The 15,147-nt window shown below is 63.9% G+C and carries 16 protein-coding genes and 3 tRNA genes; 13 read left to right on the plus strand and 6 right to left on the minus strand.

Features of this window, described 5'->3' with window-relative positions:
- Nucleotides 1-70: 70 nt before the first annotated feature.
- The 8 genes from ppnN (at nt 71) to AC07UW_RS04560 (ending at nt 9,508) form a co-directional block, all read left to right on the plus strand.
- A complete protein-coding gene (gene ppnN, locus AC07UW_RS04525) occupies nt 71-1,459 on the plus strand; it encodes a nucleotide 5'-monophosphate nucleosidase PpnN (RefSeq protein ID WP_223494715.1) in 1,389 nt (462 codons plus the stop codon).
- Nucleotides 1,460-1,632: 173 nt separating this feature from the next.
- Nucleotides 1,633-2,151 (plus strand): GspH/FimT family pseudopilin, encoded by a 519-nt coding sequence (locus AC07UW_RS04530; protein WP_223497220.1) that lies wholly within the window; start codon nt 1,633-1,635, stop codon nt 2,149-2,151.
- Entirely contained in the window at nt 2,148-2,618 is a 471-nt protein-coding gene (gene pilV / locus AC07UW_RS04535; protein WP_495211505.1) for a type IV pilus modification protein PilV, read from the plus strand. Before AC07UW_RS04530 ends, pilV begins: the two co-directional genes overlap by 4 nt.
- Nucleotides 2,615-3,808: a PilW family protein gene (locus AC07UW_RS04540; RefSeq protein ID WP_223494717.1), complete on the plus strand. Its 1,194-nt coding sequence runs from the start codon at nt 2,615-2,617 to the stop codon at nt 3,806-3,808. Before pilV ends, AC07UW_RS04540 begins: the two co-directional genes overlap by 4 nt.
- Nucleotides 3,809-3,815: 7 nt before the next feature.
- The gene (locus tag AC07UW_RS04545) at nt 3,816-4,307 is read left to right on the plus strand and encodes a pilus assembly PilX family protein (RefSeq protein ID WP_223494718.1); all 492 of its coding nucleotides are present in this window, start codon (nt 3,816-3,818) and stop codon (nt 4,305-4,307) included.
- Nucleotides 4,304-8,944, plus strand: a complete 4,641-nt coding sequence (locus AC07UW_RS04550) for a pilus assembly protein (RefSeq protein ID WP_336026470.1) — start codon at nt 4,304-4,306, stop codon at nt 8,942-8,944. Before AC07UW_RS04545 ends, AC07UW_RS04550 begins: the two co-directional genes overlap by 4 nt.
- Before the next feature lie 22 nt (nt 8,945-8,966).
- A complete protein-coding gene (locus tag AC07UW_RS04555) occupies nt 8,967-9,380 on the plus strand; it encodes a type IV pilin protein (protein WP_495211506.1) in 414 nt (137 codons plus the stop codon).
- Nucleotides 9,381-9,431: 51 nt separating this feature from the next.
- A tRNA-Asn gene (locus tag AC07UW_RS04560) sits at nt 9,432-9,508 on the plus strand.
- 62 nt (nt 9,509-9,570) lie between these two features.
- On the opposite strand, the gene AC07UW_RS04565 is transcribed toward AC07UW_RS04560, so the two are convergent.
- A complete protein-coding gene (locus AC07UW_RS04565) occupies nt 9,571-10,143 on the minus strand; it encodes a GspH/FimT family pseudopilin (RefSeq protein ID WP_495211507.1) in 573 nt (190 codons plus the stop codon).
- A 92-nt stretch (nt 10,144-10,235) separates the two neighbouring features.
- Here AC07UW_RS04565 and uvrB point away from each other — a divergent pair, with 92 nt between their 5' ends.
- From uvrB to AC07UW_RS04585, 4 genes are all read left to right on the plus strand, one after another.
- Complete coding sequence (gene uvrB / locus AC07UW_RS04570) at nt 10,236-12,260, plus strand: excinuclease ABC subunit UvrB (protein ID WP_223494722.1); 2,025 nt, start codon at nt 10,236-10,238, stop codon at nt 12,258-12,260.
- Nucleotides 12,261-12,367: 107 nt separating this feature from the next.
- A tRNA-Val gene (locus AC07UW_RS04575) sits at nt 12,368-12,442 on the plus strand.
- Nucleotides 12,443-12,539: 97 nt separating this feature from the next.
- Nucleotides 12,540-12,614, plus strand: a tRNA-Val gene (locus AC07UW_RS04580).
- A 155-nt stretch (nt 12,615-12,769) separates the two neighbouring features.
- Nucleotides 12,770-13,024 carry a hypothetical protein gene (locus AC07UW_RS04585; RefSeq protein ID WP_336026484.1) on the plus strand — a complete coding sequence of 85 codons (255 nt, stop codon included), beginning with the start codon at nt 12,770-12,772 and terminating at the stop codon, nt 13,022-13,024.
- A gap of 298 nt (nt 13,025-13,322) precedes the next feature.
- On the opposite strand, the gene AC07UW_RS04590 is transcribed toward AC07UW_RS04585, so the two are convergent.
- From AC07UW_RS04590 to AC07UW_RS04605, 4 genes are all read right to left on the minus strand, one after another.
- A complete protein-coding gene (locus AC07UW_RS04590) occupies nt 13,323-13,517 on the minus strand; it encodes a hypothetical protein (protein ID WP_099820043.1) in 195 nt (64 codons plus the stop codon).
- 31 nt (nt 13,518-13,548) lie between these two features.
- Nucleotides 13,549-13,740, minus strand: coding sequence for a hypothetical protein (locus tag AC07UW_RS04595; protein WP_025875235.1), 192 nt, complete (start codon nt 13,738-13,740; stop codon nt 13,549-13,551).
- 65 nt (nt 13,741-13,805) lie between these two features.
- The gene (locus AC07UW_RS04600; RefSeq protein WP_025875233.1) at nt 13,806-14,000 is read right to left on the minus strand and encodes a hypothetical protein; all 195 of its coding nucleotides are present in this window, start codon (nt 13,998-14,000) and stop codon (nt 13,806-13,808) included.
- An 11-nt stretch (nt 14,001-14,011) separates the two neighbouring features.
- The gene (locus AC07UW_RS04605) at nt 14,012-14,581 is read right to left on the minus strand and encodes a peroxiredoxin family protein (protein WP_495211508.1); all 570 of its coding nucleotides are present in this window, start codon (nt 14,579-14,581) and stop codon (nt 14,012-14,014) included.
- A gap of 107 nt (nt 14,582-14,688) precedes the next feature.
- Here AC07UW_RS04605 and AC07UW_RS04610 point away from each other — a divergent pair, with 107 nt between their 5' ends.
- Complete coding sequence (locus AC07UW_RS04610; RefSeq protein ID WP_165780968.1) at nt 14,689-14,829, plus strand: hypothetical protein; 141 nt, start codon at nt 14,689-14,691, stop codon at nt 14,827-14,829.
- An 8-nt stretch (nt 14,830-14,837) separates the two neighbouring features.
- On the opposite strand, the gene AC07UW_RS04615 is transcribed toward AC07UW_RS04610, so the two are convergent.
- The gene (locus AC07UW_RS04615) at nt 14,838-15,125 is read right to left on the minus strand and encodes a hypothetical protein (RefSeq protein ID WP_025875229.1); all 288 of its coding nucleotides are present in this window, start codon (nt 15,123-15,125) and stop codon (nt 14,838-14,840) included.
- Between the last annotated feature and the right edge of the window lie 22 nt (nt 15,126-15,147).

The raw sequence follows: 15,147 nt of genomic DNA on the forward strand, positions 1-15,147 counted from the left end.
TCCCGGCCGTTTTGCTTTTTAAGGGGGCGGCAGTACAGTCGGACACCTTAAAGGAAGCAGAAAAGTGGATATGACAACGAATGAAAAGGCAGCGCGGACGCTGCCGGTGCAGGACGCGCGGATCTACCCGCGTGGTGGCCTGGATGTGCTGTCGCGGGCCGAGGTTGCGCGCCTGCGCGACGCCTCCAGTGGTGGTATGCACGAGCTGCTGCGCCGCTGCGCGCTGGCCGTGCTGACCAGTGGCAGTGCCTCCGATGATCCGCGCGCCGCGCGCGATCTCTATCCCGACTTCGACATCCAGGTGGCACAGCAGGATCGCGGCGTACGTATCGACCTGGCCAATGCGCCGGCGATGGCGTTCGTCGATGGCGAAATCATCCGCGGTGTCGCCGAACTGCTGTTCGCGGTGGTCCGCGACCTGGCCTACATGGCCATCGAGATGGGCCCGGCCTACGCGGCCGAGCTGGAGTCGTCCGAGGGCATCACCAATGCGGTGTTCGGGCTGCTGCGCAATGCGCGCATCCTCAATCCGGGTGACCCGAACCTGGTGGTCTGCTGGGGCGGTCACTCGATTTCGCGCGACGAGTACTTGTATACCAAGCAGGTCGGTTACGAGCTGGGCCTGCGCGGCCTGGACATCTGTACCGGCTGCGGCCCGGGCGCGATGAAGGGCCCGATGAAGGGCGCCACCATCGCCCACGCCAAGCAGCGCCGGACCGTGACGCGCTACATCGGCCTGACCGAGCCGGGCATCATCGCCGCCGAGTCGCCGAACCCGATCGTCAACCACTTGGTGATCATGCCGGACATCGAGAAGCGCCTCGAAGCCTTCGTCCGCATCGGCCACGGCATCATCGTGTTCGCCGGCGGCGTGGGTACCGCCGAGGAGATCCTGTACCTGCTGGGCATCCTGCTGCGTGAGGAGAACAAGGACCTGCCGTTCCCGCTGATCCTGACTGGCCCGACCGTGGCCGCGCCGTATTTCGAGCAGATCGACCGCTTCATCCGCCTGACCCTGGGCGATGCTGCGGCCGAGCGCTACGAAATCGTCATCGGCGACCCGGTGGCGGTGGCCAAGAAGATGTCGGCCGGCATCAAGCGCGTGCGTGAACATCGCTTGGCGCAGAAGGATTCGTTCTTCTTCAACTGGTCCATCGAGATTCCGTGGGAGTACCAGCAGCCGTTCGTGCCGACCCACGAAGCGATGGCTGCGCTGGACCTGCATCACGGGCGTGCGCCACACGCGCTGGCGGCTGACCTGCGCAGGGCGTTCTCGGGCATCGTCGCCGGCAATGTGAAGGAAGACGGCATGCGCCGCATCGAGGAGTTCGGGCCGTTCCAGATCCATGGCGACCCCGACATGATGCAGGCCCTGGACGGGCTGCTGCGCGCCTTCGTCGAGCAGCGCCGGATGAAGATCTCCGGCGAGTACCAGCCCTGCTACCAGGTGCTGGCGTAAGCCGGGCGAGGGCCGGCTGGGCGGCGCGGCGGGGGCCGTGCCGGATCGGCCGGGGAGGGCGGGACGTCAAGCCTTTGACGCCCGTCGCCCGGATCTGACCGTTCATCCTGCCGCCGCTTGCTGGCGGCAGGCCGGTGCGCCATCGTGGCCACCAACACGCTGGGGAGCGTCCAATGTCATCGCGCCGGTCCAAGGGCTTCACGCTTGTCGAACTGATGGTCACGATTGCCGTGCTGGCGATCCTGAGCACCATTGCCTATCCCAGCTTTCAGGGCACGATTCGCTCCAACCGGATGGCCACCACCAGCAACGAGTTGATTGCTGCGCTCGCGTTGGCGCGCTCGGAAGCCATTCGCGGTACGCATGGTGGCGGGGTCTGTGCTTCCACGGCGGGCACCAGCTGCGATGGCAAGTCCTGGACGGATGGCTGGATGGTCTGGAACGACGCCAATGGCAATGGCAGCTTCGATACCGGCGAGGCCGTGCTGCGCTATGCAGAGGCCCGGACGAAGATGCAGGGCGTCAGCGGCCAGGCCCTTACCATCGCATTCGACCCCCGTGGCCGCAGCCGTGCCGTGACCGCGCAGGACATCACATTGCGTCCGGCCGATTGCGGCAGCCAACCGCTGCAGCGGCGGTTGTCCATCTCGCTTACCGGGCAGACCCGCCTGCAGAAGGAGGCCTGCAAGTGACACGCGCCGCTTACCAACGTCGTCGGTTTTCCGGACGCACGCAACAGGGTTTCACCCTGATCGAAGTGCTGATCGCAATCCTTGTGCTGGGCTTCGGCCTGCTGGGCTTCGCCCTGCTGCAGACGATGAATGTCCGCTACGTGCAGAGTGCGAATTTCCGCACGCAGGCCACCAATCTCAGCTACGAACTGCTGGATCAGATCCGCGCCAACCGCGTTGCCGCGCCGCTGTACGTGGGTGATTACACCGCAACGACCACCAAGTGTGCGCCGCCAACCGGCGCGGCCATCGCCAAGGACACCTACATGACCGACTGGCGCTGCCGCCTGGGTAAATCGCTGGGTGCGGAGAGCAAAGCCTCGGTCACCCGCAATGGCAATCAGTATTCGGTCCAGGTCACGTGGGGCGACGAACGCTGGAAGGCGGATGCGGTCGACACCACCTTCACCGCGAGTACTCGCCTGTGAGCCGCGCCAGCTTCTCTGCCCGGCGCATGCAGGGCCTGTCGCTGATCGAGCTGATGATCTCGCTGGTCATCGGCCTGATCATCCTGTTGGCGGTGGTGCAGGTGTTCTCCGCCTCGCGCACCGCCTATCAGCTGTCCGAAGGTCTTGCCCGCGTGCAGGAAAACAGCCGTTTCGCGATGGATACGCTGCAGCGTGAGATCCGCATGGCTGGACATTTCGGCTGCACCAACGACCAGGCGCACACGCTGGAGTCGTTGTCCACACTGCAGTCCACCCTGGATGGCGCGGCCAACCCTGGCCTTGACTTCATGCGTTCCATCCAAGGCTACGAGGCCACCGGCACCGAGCCTGGCAAGACACTCACGCTGGCAGCGACACCAGCGACGGGGGGAACCGCCTATACCCCGGCATTGCCGACGGCGATCTCCAGCGCGTTGACCAACCGGGTCGACGGCAGCGACATCATTGCGCTGCGCTACCTGATGCCTGACGGCGTTCCGATCACCGCCATCGGTGGCACCATCCAAAAGCCGGTGTACTCCTTTGAGGCCGCGCGTTGGTCGGTGCTGCGCAGCGGCGTGACCAATCCGGGTCTTTTCGGCGTTGCCGACTGTGGTTCGGCCACGGTCTTCCAGGCCAGTGCAGTCAACGCAACGACCGGCACCATCACCTTCGACACCGTGAAGTTGAACGGCTCGCGCACTTTCAGCAATGGATACATGCTTGGTCAGGCGATGCTGTATCGCGCTGAAAGCGCCGTCTACTACGTGGGTTACGACGCGACGACCAAGCAGAGCTCGCTGTACCGCGTGCGCTTTGGTGCGGCCCCCAACGGCGATCTGGTTGCGTCCAGCCCGGAAGCGATGGTGGAGGGTGTAGAGAATCTGCAACTGCTTTACGGTCAGGACCGTAGTCTGGGCGCCCGGCCGTCGGGTTACATCGATCGTCAGGGTACGGCGAAGGCCGTGCAGGAGTCGCTGCCCAGCGACATCGGCCTGGCCTGGCGACGTGTCGGCGTCGTCCAGGTGGGCCTGCTGGTCTCCAGTCCGGATCCGGCAGCAGCCCGTCAGGCAGACTCCAACGCCGCGCTGGTATCCATGGGGGTGACCTATACCGCCCCTACCGATGGACGCATGCGTGCCGTCTATCAGACCACCGTCGCACTGCGTAACCGCCTGTTCGGCAACTGAGGTCATCATGCGCTCATACCGATTCCGGCCCGTCGCTCCCCGTCGCCAACGCGGCGCGGTGCTCTACGTGGCCCTCATCATGCTCATTCTGTTGGCGTTGATCGGCATCGCGGGCATGCAGGTCACCAGCATGCAGGAGCGCATGGCCTCCAATTACCTGCGTACGAACCTGGCGTTCCAGAACGCTGAGTCGAGTGCACGCCAGGTCGAGACCGGCATCGAAACCGCGCTGGATGGCGCCAACGTCTTCCTCGCTGATCAGGAAGAGTGCAGCCCGACCTACGACCCGTTGACCTGGGCCAACGCGATCACCAAGACCGCGGCCAGCTACACCCGACGCATCGACAAATGCTCTTCGGGCAGTACCGGTTCCAGCATCAAGACCGGCAAGCGGGCCAACGAAGAAACCGGAAACACCTACCAGGTCACGGCCCTGGCCAGTGATGCCCCCACCGACGCCTCTGCCAGTGCCGTCATCGACACGGTCTTCATCCCATGAACAACGAACGTCGTTTCCTTCGCCTCCGTCCTGCCACCTGGCTGCGTGCCGGGGCCGGGGTTGCCGTGTTGGCCGGGCTGGCCGCGCTGATTCTTCCGTTGCAGGCGGCGCTCGGCGACTACGACATCGCCCAGGAGCCGCTGTACACCAAGCAGAGCCAGCCGCCGCTGATGATGATGGTGATGTCGCGCGATGAGCAGCTGTTCAACAAGGCCTACAGCGACTACAGCGACATCGGTGGCGGGCCGGGCGGTGAACCGGATGGCATCCTCGATACCACGTATCTGGATGCATTCGAATACGGTGGCTACTTTGATTCCAAGCTGTGCTATGGCTACGCCAGCGGCGTATTCAAGGCGTCCGCTGCCGCAGGCGGTGCCAACGGCCACAGCTGCAGCAGCGCCTGGTCGGGCAACTTCCTCAACTGGGTGACGATGAGCCGCCTGGACGTGATGCGTGGCGTGCTCTATGGCGGCCAGCGTTCGGAAGATACGAAGGACAAGACCGTCATCGAGCGCGCGCAGATCCCCAGTGATCTACATGCCTGGGTCAAGGTCTACAGCGGCAGCGACATCGGCAGTTTCACGCCACTTTCCGGCACGCAGTCGTTCTGCAATGCGACCATCGCCGCCAATGGTGCGCCGTTGATGCGTGTTGCTTCTGGCAACTGGTCCGAGTGGGCGTCCACTGCATCCTACCAGTGCGGCGTCAATCGCTCCGGCGAGGGCAGCGCGGACACGCCGCGTTCGACAGTTGACTACACCGTGCGTGCGGAAGTCTGCGGCTCGACCAATGCCGCGTTGCGCGAAGGCTACTGCCGCAAGTACAACGATGGCGCCACCGATCGCTACAAGCCGGCTGGCGTGCTGCAGACCTATGGCGAAAGCGGGCGCCTGCGCTTTGGCCTGATCAGTGGCACGTATTCCAGCCCGCGCGATGGTGGCGTCCTGCGCCGCAACATCGGCAAGATCGCCGGCAACGGCACTACGTTCTGTGCCGCAGGCGATGAGATCAACCTGTCCACGGGCCAGTTCTGCAGCGCGCTGGCCAGTGGTGCCGAGGGCATCATCAACACGATCTCCAACTTCCGCATTGATCAATGGAACTGGAGCAGCAACTGGAACGACTGCAACACCTACGGCATCCTCAATCGTCAGGACCAGGGAGGCAATGGCAACCTGGCCGACCCGGGTACCAGTGGCCAGAAGTGCAGTGCCTGGGGTAATCCGTTGGCGGAGATGTACGCCGAAGCACTTCGCTACGTGGGGGGCGGCGCCAAGATCTACGGGGACAGTGGCGACCTCAGCGGCCTGCCAACCAGCGTGGCCTGGAAGGATCCCTATCGCCTGCCCGCCGACGGTGGCAACTCCTACTGCGCGACCTGCAGCATCCTGGTCCTGTCTTCGGGCCTGCCCTCGTTCGACAGCGACAATATCGGCTCGGTGACCAATCTGGCCGCCGCCACCACGGCTACCGATGCGATCGGCGCTGCCGAAGGCATCGCCGGCAACACGTACATGATCGGCCGTATCGGCGACACCCCCAAGGGCACTTCGCTGAATACCCATGAGGATATCTGCCAGGGCCGGGCCGTAACCAGCCTGAGCAAGGCGCGCGGCATCTGCCCCGATATCCCTTCGATGGAGGGCAGCTACATGATGGCTGGCCTGGCCAAGGCGGCTGCCGAGACCGACATGCGCCCGGGCGTGCAGAGCAAGCCCTCGTCGTACAAGCTGACGGCGACTACCTATACCGTCGCGATGGCCGAAAATCTGCCGCAGTTCGAAATTGCGGTGGGCGGACGCAAGATCGGCCTGGCGCCGCTGTGCCAGGCCAATAATTCCGGCAGTGCAACGCAGGCCACCAGCGGATGGCGCAGCTGCTTCCTGGGCTCGGTGGGCATCGGCATCAAGGAAGCCAACAGCAGCGGCGGCAATCTTGTCTATGGTCGCACCTACCGCTCAGATGCCAAGGCGGGCAGTTTTTCGCTGGTATGGGAAGACTCGCTGTGGGGCAACGACCACGACAATGACGTTGTGGCCATGATGAGCTACTGTGTGGGCGCGACCTGCAACGATGCCTCCGGCTTCAACAACATCTGCTGGCGTGCCGATACCAGCAAAAGTGTCAGCGCTGCAAACAATGCAGCGGTATGCAACACAAACGGCACCGTCAGCGGCACGGTGGCTGAGGATGAGGTGCTGGTCCGCATCGAAAACCTGTCTGCCTATGCCGGCAACGCGATGCTGACGGGCTATACGATCACCGGTTCCAATGCATCCAACACCGTGCAGCGCCTCGCGCTGCGCCCGGGTAACTCCAACGGCTCCGTGCTGAGCACCACCAACAACTTCCCCAGCAACTGGCAGAAGCCGGTGGTCATCAAGTACAAGGCGTCGACCAACGCTGCCGGCCAGCTGGAAAGCCCGTTGTGGTATGCGGCGAAGTACGGTGTCCCTGCGGGTGGCAAGGCATGGGACAGCAAGAAAAAGGGCGTGCCGGACAACTACTTCCTGGCTCGCAACCCGACCAAGCTGAAGCAGGCGCTGGAAGAAATCTTCGACAGTGCGGCTGAAGGCGATGCGCCGGTCGGTGGCAGCGGCTCGGGCGCGCGCATCAGCACCGGTTCGTTCACGGTAGCGTCCCATTTCCGCGTGCCCTCCGGCAGCAACGACTGGACCGGTGATGTCATCGCCACACGGGTGACCAGTACCGGTGCCGACGGTGCAGAGCTGTGGCGGGCATCAAGCAAGATCGCTTCGTCGACCCGACGCATCTACATGGCGACGGCGCCCACCTCCACCGATTCGGCCAAGGATACGGTTACTGCTGCGAAGGTGGCAGAGTTCACCTCGGCCAACCTGCCCGGCGCCGACGAGAATGCGAAGGCCGCGACCCTGGGCCTGGTCACGCGTCCGGACTGGTACACCGGCAAGACCTCGGCCAACCTGGTCAGCTATCTGCGCGGGGCTGCCATCAGTGGCTTCCGCACGCGCACCTCGCCGTTGGGCGATATCGTCAACTCGGGTACCGAGGTCGTTTCCAACCGCGATGACTTCGGCTATGGCTACTGGAGCGTCCAGGCGGCTCCATGGAAGAAGACGCTGGGCGCGTCGTACGCCACGTACCTGAAGGCAAAGCAGGCGAGCAGTGGCCCGCCGACGATGATCTATGTCGGTGCCAACGACGGCATGCTGCATGGTTTCAACGGCTCGGAGACTGCCGCAGCCGGGACCGAGGAGCTGGCGTTCATTCCGTCCTCGTCGCTGCAGCACATCGCTGAACTGGCAAATCCCAAGTACGGTCACCGCTACTACGTGGATGGTCCGCTGACATCGTCGGATGTGTACGACGGCAGCAATTGGCGCACCGTGCTGGTGGGTACCACCGGTGGTGGCGGCTCGTCGGTCGCGCCCAGTGGTGGCAAGGCGAGCAACGGTTCGGTGTTCGCGCTGGACGTGGGCAACCCGACCGGCTTCGGTGCCAGCAGCGTGCTGTGGGAAGTGTCGGGCAAGACCGAGTCGGATCTGGGCTTCGTACTGGGCAAGCCGGTGGTGGTTCCGGTGTCGGGCACCACCGCTGGCGGCCAGCCACGTTTCGTGGCGCTGTTCGGCAACGGCGTCAATTCCACCAGCGGCAAGCCGGTGCTGTTCGTGGTCGATATCGCCACAGGCAAGGTGCTGCGCAGGATCTCCCCGACCGGTGCGGCCTACGCCAACCGCAACGGACTCATCAACTTGGCCACAGTGGCGCTGAAGAACAACGATGGCATCACCGATACGGTGTACAGCGGCGACATGCAGGGCAACCTGTGGAAGTTCGACCTGTCCGATGCCAACCCGGCCAACTGGGGGGTGGCATTGGGAGGGGCGCCTTTGTTCACCGCTGTGCGCAACAGCAAACCGCAGCCGATCATGGGCGGCATCGAAGTCACTCGTGGTCCCAGCGGTGGGGTCAGCCTGTTCTTCGGCACCGGCCAGTATTTTGCGGCCGATGACAATGCAGTCAGCAGTTCCTCGCCGGTGCAGAGCCTGTACGGCGTGTGGGACAACCTGCAGACGACGGCTGGCGGACGCGCCAACCTGGTGCAGCAGAACATCATCACCACCACGGCTACCGATGGTTACTCTGCGCGTGCCGTCAGCAGCACCAGTTTCGTGTACGGCGCTGTTCGCGGCTGGTATGTGGATCTGGTGGTGAACAGCAGCATCGAAGGTGAGCGCTTCGTGGGCAACCCGAACGTACAGGGCGGCACGGTGTACTTCACCACTTATGTTCCAGGTACCGCCATCTGCGGCAGCGGGGGCGGTGTGAACTGGATGTACGGCCTGAACCTGTTGTCCGGCGGTGGGTCAATGAGTGGGTTGAGCTCGACCATCGGCGGCACCTCGATCTGTACCGGCGACTGTGCGGCCGTGGCCCTGACCAAGGGCGGAGATCTGGGGCAGGGACCTCCGGTGACAGGTACCAACATGTTCGTGCCCAAGCTGGAGCCGTGCGACCCTGCTACCTCCAGCTGTACGGTCGACAAGCTGCTGGAAGCCGAGGCCTGCACGTTCGTACTGCGCAGCCCGGGCGCCGATCCGCTGTACAAGCCGCGTGCGTGTGGTCGCCAGTCGTGGCGGCAGATCCGTTGATGATGCAGTTCGAGGACATTGAATGAACGCCTTGACCCTCCGCCGCAACGCCCGCGGATTCACCCTGATCGAGTTGATGATCACGGTCGCCGTAATCGCGATCCTCGCCGCCGTCGCCATTCCGTCCTACAGCGAGCACGTGCGCAAATCCCGGCGTGCACAGGCGAAGGCCGATCTGGTGGAGCTGGCGCAGCAGCTGGAGCGCTTCCATACCGTGCAGAACACGTACAGTGGGATGACTCTGCCGTTCACCGTCTCGCCCCGGGAGGGCAAGTCGTACTACACGTTGTCGTTGTCCGGTGCGGCGACGTCATCGGCGTTCACGCTGCAGGCGGTGCCGGGGACTGGCCAGGACAAGGACAAGTGCGGCACCCTGACCCTGGACCAGGCGGGGCGCAAGACGCCCACCGAGGCCAAGGTGGCGGGTTGCTGGTAAGGGACGAAGGTGTTGCAAGCCTCGCAATGAGCGTCTAGAATGCGCCTCCCCGCCCGAATAGCTCAGCCGGTTAGAGCACTTGACTGTTAATCAGGGGGTCGTTGGTTCGAGTCCAACTTCGGGCGCCAGATTCGAAAAAGCCGCGAGAAATCGCGGCTTTTTTCGTTCTTCGATCCGCCATCTGCCGCATTCAGCAAGGTTTTTCAGTTCGTGGCCGCTCGCTGCGTACGCGTCCGCCGACGTTGACGATCACCCTGCTGTGCTCTTTCCCGTCCACGCAGAGCACCAGCGACTGATTGGTGCCGGCATTGCGGCCATCCGGCAGGAACTGCACATGTCGCCGATGTTGGCTGGATTCCATCCGCACAGGCGGCGGTATGCGATCCCGCACATGGATGACGGCGGCGGCAGTCGCGGCTGCCCATGGCGAGGGTTCCGTCCGTACCAGCCACCCTTGGCTCCATGCGTTGCTGCAGTTGACACCATCGGCCGACCCGCAGACCGTCACTCTTCGGCGCTGGGTGATGGCTGTATTGCGTGCCAGTACCAGGCTGCTGGTCAGTTCGGCACGCAGTGATTCCGCTTGCAGGTGGCGGAGCGTGCGCTGCCAGGGTCCCCAGGCCAGGGCCAGGAGCACCGACAGCACCATCAGTACGCTCACCAGTTCCAGCAGGTGAAGGCCGCGTGCCAACCGCGCAGGGTGGGGGAGGTGTGTGGCCGCAGTCATGGCCACAGGTTGGCTGCAGGTCTTGACTGCCACCATCAGCCAGATCCCCATATTTGAGGCAGGCTTCCCCTCAGCCGACCGTCACCGGACGCCCCGTATACTCACCTTCCCCGAGACCTGGCAACACCATGAGCGACAGTTTTCAACTTGTCTCGCCGTATTCGCCGGCGGGAGACCAGCCCAACGCCATCGCCAAGCTGACCAGCAATTTCGAAGCCGGCGTCGCCAAGCAGACCCTGCTGGGCGTGACCGGCTCGGGCAAGACCTACACCATTGCCAACGTCATCCAGCAGATCCAGAAGCCGACGCTGATCATGGCGCCGAACAAGACCCTGGCCGCGCAGTTGTATGGCGAGTTCAAGGCGTTCTTCCCGCACAACGCGGTGGAGTACTTCGTCAGCTATTACGACTACTACCAGCCGGAAGCCTACGTGCCGTCGTCGGACACCTTCATCGAGAAGGACAGTTCGATCAACGAGCACATCGAACAGATGCGGCTGGCGGCGACCAAGACCTTGCTGTCACGGCCGGATGCGATCGTGGTAGCGACCGTGTCGGCCATCTATGGCCTGGGTGCGCCGGAAGACTACCTGTCGCTGCGCCTGATCCTGTCCAAGGGCGAGCGCATCGACCAGCGCGACCTGATCAATCACCTGACCCAGCTGCAGTACACGCGCAACGAATACGAGCTGCAGCGCGGTACCTTCCGCGTGCGTGGTGAAGTGATCGACGTGTTCCCGGCGGAATCGGACAGTGAGGCCCTGCGCATCGAACTGTTCGATGGCGAGGTGGAAAAGATCACGATGTTCGATCCGCTCACCGGCGAGACCATGCGCAACCTCATGCGCTTCACCGTGTACCCGAAGACCCATTACGCGACTACGCGTGAACGGGTGCTGGCGGCGGTGGAGACCATCAAGGTCGAGCTGAAGGAGCGGTTGGAGCAGCTGTACGCGCAGAACAAGCTGGTCGAGGCGCAGCGCCTGGCCCAGCGCACCCAGTTCGACCTCGAAATGATGGCCGAAGTGGGTTTCTGCAACGGCATCGAGAACTACTCGCGGCATTTGACCGGCAAGAACGCGGGCGAGCCGCCGCCGACCCTGTTTGATTACCTGCCGGCTGATGCGCTGCTGGTGATCGACGAATCGCACGTGACCATTCCGCAGATCGGTGCCATGTTCAAAGGTGACCGGTCGCGCAAGGAAACCCTGGTCGAGTTCGGCTTCCGCCTGCCATCAGCGCTGGACAACCGTCCGCTGCGCTTTGAGGAGTGGGAGGCGCGCTGCCCGCGCAGCATCTATGTGTCGGCGACACCGGGTCCGTATGAATTCCGCGAGGCCGGAGAGGACATGGCCGAGCTGGTCGTGCGCCCGACCGGGCTGATCGACCCCGTGGTGGAGATCCGCCCGGTCGGCACCCAGGTCGATGACCTGATGAGCGAGGCCAACGAGCGGATCAAGGCCGGTGACCGCGTGCTGGTCACCACCCTGACCAAGCGCATGGCCGAAAACCTCACCGAGTACCTGACCGAGCACGGTATCCGCGTGCGCTACCTGCACTCGGACATCGATACCGTTGAACGCGTGGAGATCATCCGTGACCTGCGTCTGGGCAAGTTCGATGTGCTGGTGGGCATCAACCTGCTGCGCGAGGGGCTGGACATGCCCGAGGTCTCGCTGGTGGCGATCCTGGATGCGGACAAGGAGGGCTTCCTGCGCTCGACCGGCTCGTTGATCCAGACCATCGGCCGTGCGGCCCGCAACGTGCGCGGCAAGGCGATCCTGTATGCGGACAAGATCACCCGTTCGATGCAGGCAGCGATTGATGAGACCGACCGCCGCCGCACCAAGCAGGTCGAGTACAACCTGGAGCACGGCATCACTCCGCGCTCCGTGGCGCGGCCGATCGTCGACGTGCTGGAGGGCGCACGTTCGGATGCCGCTGAAAAGGAGTCCCGCAAGGGCAAGGGCAAAGGCCGTTCCGGGGTGGCAGAGGACACGGTCGACTACCGTTCGCTCAGTCCGGCGCAGCTGGCTGCTCGCCTCAAGGCCCTGGAGCAGCGGATGTACCAGCATGCCAAGGACCTGGAATTCGAGGATGCCGCCCGGGTGCGCGACCAGATCAGGCAGCTGAAGGAAGCCAGCCTGGGCTGAACGCGGTAAAAAGGCTTTTCTTCACAAAAGTATTGCGCTTGCCGGTCGCCATCCGTAATATACGCGGCCTGCACCGACGCAATCGCGGGGCTGCAGAAGCAACAAACGGGCGGTTAGCTCAGCGGTAGAGCACTACCTTGACATGGTAGGGGTCACAGGTTCGAACCCTGTACCGCCCACCACGAAGTCCCCCAGGGGGCTGTCGTGAGCATGAAAAGCCCGGCCCTGGCGCCGGGTTTTTACGTAGAAGCACCAGCCTGCGGGCTGCACGGAATATTTGGGCGGTTAGCTCAGCGGTAGAGCACTACCTTGACATGGTAGGGGTCACAGGTTCGAACCCTGTACCGCCCACCACCGGTTCCCGGCATGGCCGGAGCAGCGGTGGACACGATGAAAGCCGGCCTTGGGCCGGTTTTTTTGTGCCTGCGATCCGCGCTCGTTTCAGCCTGGCCGGCTTGCTGCCAGCGTCAACCGCGTTGCTCGACACTGGCGCTGCGCTGCAGCTGCCAATGACCATCTACGCGCTGCCACAGTTGCATGAGTCCCCGGCTATGCACTTGCCCGCGCTGTCCCCCAGGCGCTTCACGCTGCACGCGACCATGGGCCACCTGAAGCACGCGATCCGCACTCAGGCGCAGGATCTGTACGCTCTGGCGCTCCGTCTGCCCGCGCGTGGCGGGCTCGCGAGCGGCGCGTTGGGCATCGGCCTGCAGAATCTGCAAGCGCAGCGAATCGTGTCCGGTGCCGGCGTCGCGGTTGCATAGACCGGCCATCAACAGCAGCAAGGCAAGCATCGGCATGGCACGGTGCTCCGGAGAAGGGAGCCCAGCGTTGCACTGTGGCCTGCGCTGTGAAATCGGCATGCGACGAAGACCGGAAAAGCGCGTGCCAAGTGCCGTCTGCAAGGATGAATCAGGGCCCGGCCGGGGCGGCGGCAGAACACGATCATGAAAAAGGGCCGGGCCACCCGTGAAGGCAGTCCGGCCCGTTTGCCCGGAAGTGACCCCGTTGGCCGGGAAGCCTGGGCTCAGGTCACGACATGGCTGGAACCATCAGGCGGGCTCAGAGCGGATCGCAGCACAGGCGAGGGCCGGACCAATGCCCTGAGCCGCCATACGGGCAGCCCGGGGTGAATTCACAGCCCGGTGCGAACCCGGCCTTGGCCGGAGTGGCGAAGGCCTGCGCGGCACCGAATGACATGGCGGCCACGACGACGATGCCGGCAATGGACGAGAACAGCTTCTTCTTTCCGATCATCTGTATCTCCTTTGCAGCGCTTCGAGGCGGGTTACATGGGATCGCAGCAGGCCAGCAGGCCGTGGGAGCCTGCGTTGCCATAGGGGCAGCTCGGATGTTCCTTGCAGCCCGGCGCGAAGCCGGTCTTCACCGGAGTGGCGAAGGCCTGCGCGGCACCGAATGACATGGCGGCCACGACAACGATGCCGGCAATGGACGAGAACAGCTTCTTCTTTCCGATCATGTGTATCTCCTTGGAATGGCGATGGAACATGAAGTCACCGCGTGCGGGGCGGTGTCGAAGCGGGATCAGTTGGCGACGCAGCAGATGCGCGTGCCGCCGGCGCGGCCATTGCCGCCGAACATGCATCCGGGGGTATCCACGCAACCCGGTGCAAAGCCGGTCTTCACCGGTGTGGCGAAGGCCTGTGCGGCCCCGAATGACATTGCAGCAACGATGACGATACCGGCGACGGACGAGAACAGCGTTTTCTTCCCGATCATGTGTATCTCCTTCAGTTGGTGTGGCTTCCCGGATTCAATGCGTTGGCGACGGCCTGTACCGTTCCGGTGTCGAGCTGGCCGACATGCTTGTAGGCGATGCTGCCATCCGCGGCCAGCACCATCAGCATCGGTGTCAGCGTGGCGCGGTAGCGCTTGGAGACTTCGCCCTGATCGTCGACGGCGATCGGAAACGCCAGCGCGTGCTTGCCTGCGTAGTCGGCAAGCTGGTCGTACGGTGGCAGGCCCACGCCCACCAGCTCGGCACTGCCTCGCGCAGCCGCGATCTGCTGCAGTTGTGGCACCGAGGCCAGGCAGTAACGGCAGGCGGTAGAGAAGAAGTAGAGGATCTGCGGCACGCCGCGCGCGCCACCGATATCGACATGGGTCTGCTGCGTCGTCCGCAGCGTCAACAGTTCAGGTCGGGTGCCGGTTGCAAGGCCATGCGCATCCAGCTGGGTCTGCTGCAGCTGTGCCGCCATCTGTTCATTGACCTGCCGCAGCTGGCGGTTCTGCCAGGAAAGCATGATGACCAGTGCGGCCAGCAGCAGGGCGAATACAGGAAACAGTGCACGCTTGAGCATCGATCATCCTTGAACGCCGCGTTGCATTGACCATACCGGAAACAGCAGCAGGAATGTCAAGCTTTTGTATCATCGGTGACGCAGTTCCCAAACCACAGGACACAACCATGAGTGACCATGCTCCCGTTTCCCGGCCGAACCCGATCATCGACCTTCTGTTCGGTGGCAACATGCTGGAAGGCACGTTCAAGGCCGTGGTGTGGGTAGCGTTGCTGTCCGCGGTTCTGGCCTGGACAACCTTCCGCTGACGGAATGCTCAGGCGGCGGTGAAGGCCTGCCGCAGGCTGCGCAACGTTGCCTGCCGATACTCGGCTGCACACGGCTCGCCCATTTCCAGCTCCTGCAGGCGCAGGCCGACCAGGGTCATCGACAGCGCATATCCGCGCGCAGCATCGGCAGCGCGTGACAGGCCAAGTGCACGTCGGGTCAACGCGTCCACATGATCCATGTCCGGCAGCAGGCCCAGGTAGGCGCGCTCGGCGCTGTCCAGATCCGGCGCGCGCAGGATCGCGTTGGCATCGGCGGTGGGGGTGACGGCGGCCATGCGGGATCCTTGTTGTCCGTGC

It is taken from the genome of Stenotrophomonas sp. GW821-FHT02D01, from assembly GCF_059421765.1.

Coding starts and splice junctions, on each gene's coding strand:
- ppnN (WP_223494715.1), top strand. CDS start 71: ATGACAACGAATGAAAAGGCAGCGCGGACGCTGCCGGTGCAGGACGCG.
- AC07UW_RS04530 (WP_223497220.1), top strand. CDS start 1,633: ATGTCATCGCGCCGGTCCAAGGGCTTCACGCTTGTCGAACTGATGGTC.
- AC07UW_RS04545 (WP_223494718.1), top strand. CDS start 3,816: ATGCGCTCATACCGATTCCGGCCCGTCGCTCCCCGTCGCCAACGCGGC.
- AC07UW_RS04550 (WP_336026470.1), top strand. CDS start 4,304: ATGAACAACGAACGTCGTTTCCTTCGCCTCCGTCCTGCCACCTGGCTG.
- AC07UW_RS04555 (WP_495211506.1), top strand. CDS start 8,967: ATGAACGCCTTGACCCTCCGCCGCAACGCCCGCGGATTCACCCTGATC.
- AC07UW_RS04565 (WP_495211507.1), bottom strand. CDS start 10,143: ATGGTGGCAGTCAAGACCTGCAGCCAACCTGTGGCCATGACTGCGGCC.
- uvrB (WP_223494722.1), top strand. CDS start 10,236: ATGAGCGACAGTTTTCAACTTGTCTCGCCGTATTCGCCGGCGGGAGAC.
- AC07UW_RS04585 (WP_336026484.1), top strand. CDS start 12,770: ATGACCATCTACGCGCTGCCACAGTTGCATGAGTCCCCGGCTATGCAC.
- AC07UW_RS04590 (WP_099820043.1), bottom strand. CDS start 13,517: ATGATCGGAAAGAAGAAGCTGTTCTCGTCCATTGCCGGCATCGTCGTC.
- AC07UW_RS04595 (WP_025875235.1), bottom strand. CDS start 13,740: ATGATCGGAAAGAAGAAGCTGTTCTCGTCCATTGCCGGCATCGTTGTC.
- AC07UW_RS04600 (WP_025875233.1), bottom strand. CDS start 14,000: ATGATCGGGAAGAAAACGCTGTTCTCGTCCGTCGCCGGTATCGTCATC.
- AC07UW_RS04605 (WP_495211508.1), bottom strand. CDS start 14,581: ATGCTCAAGCGTGCACTGTTTCCTGTATTCGCCCTGCTGCTGGCCGCA.
- AC07UW_RS04610 (WP_165780968.1), top strand. CDS start 14,689: ATGAGTGACCATGCTCCCGTTTCCCGGCCGAACCCGATCATCGACCTT.
- AC07UW_RS04615 (WP_025875229.1), bottom strand. CDS start 15,125: ATGGCCGCCGTCACCCCCACCGCCGATGCCAACGCGATCCTGCGCGCG.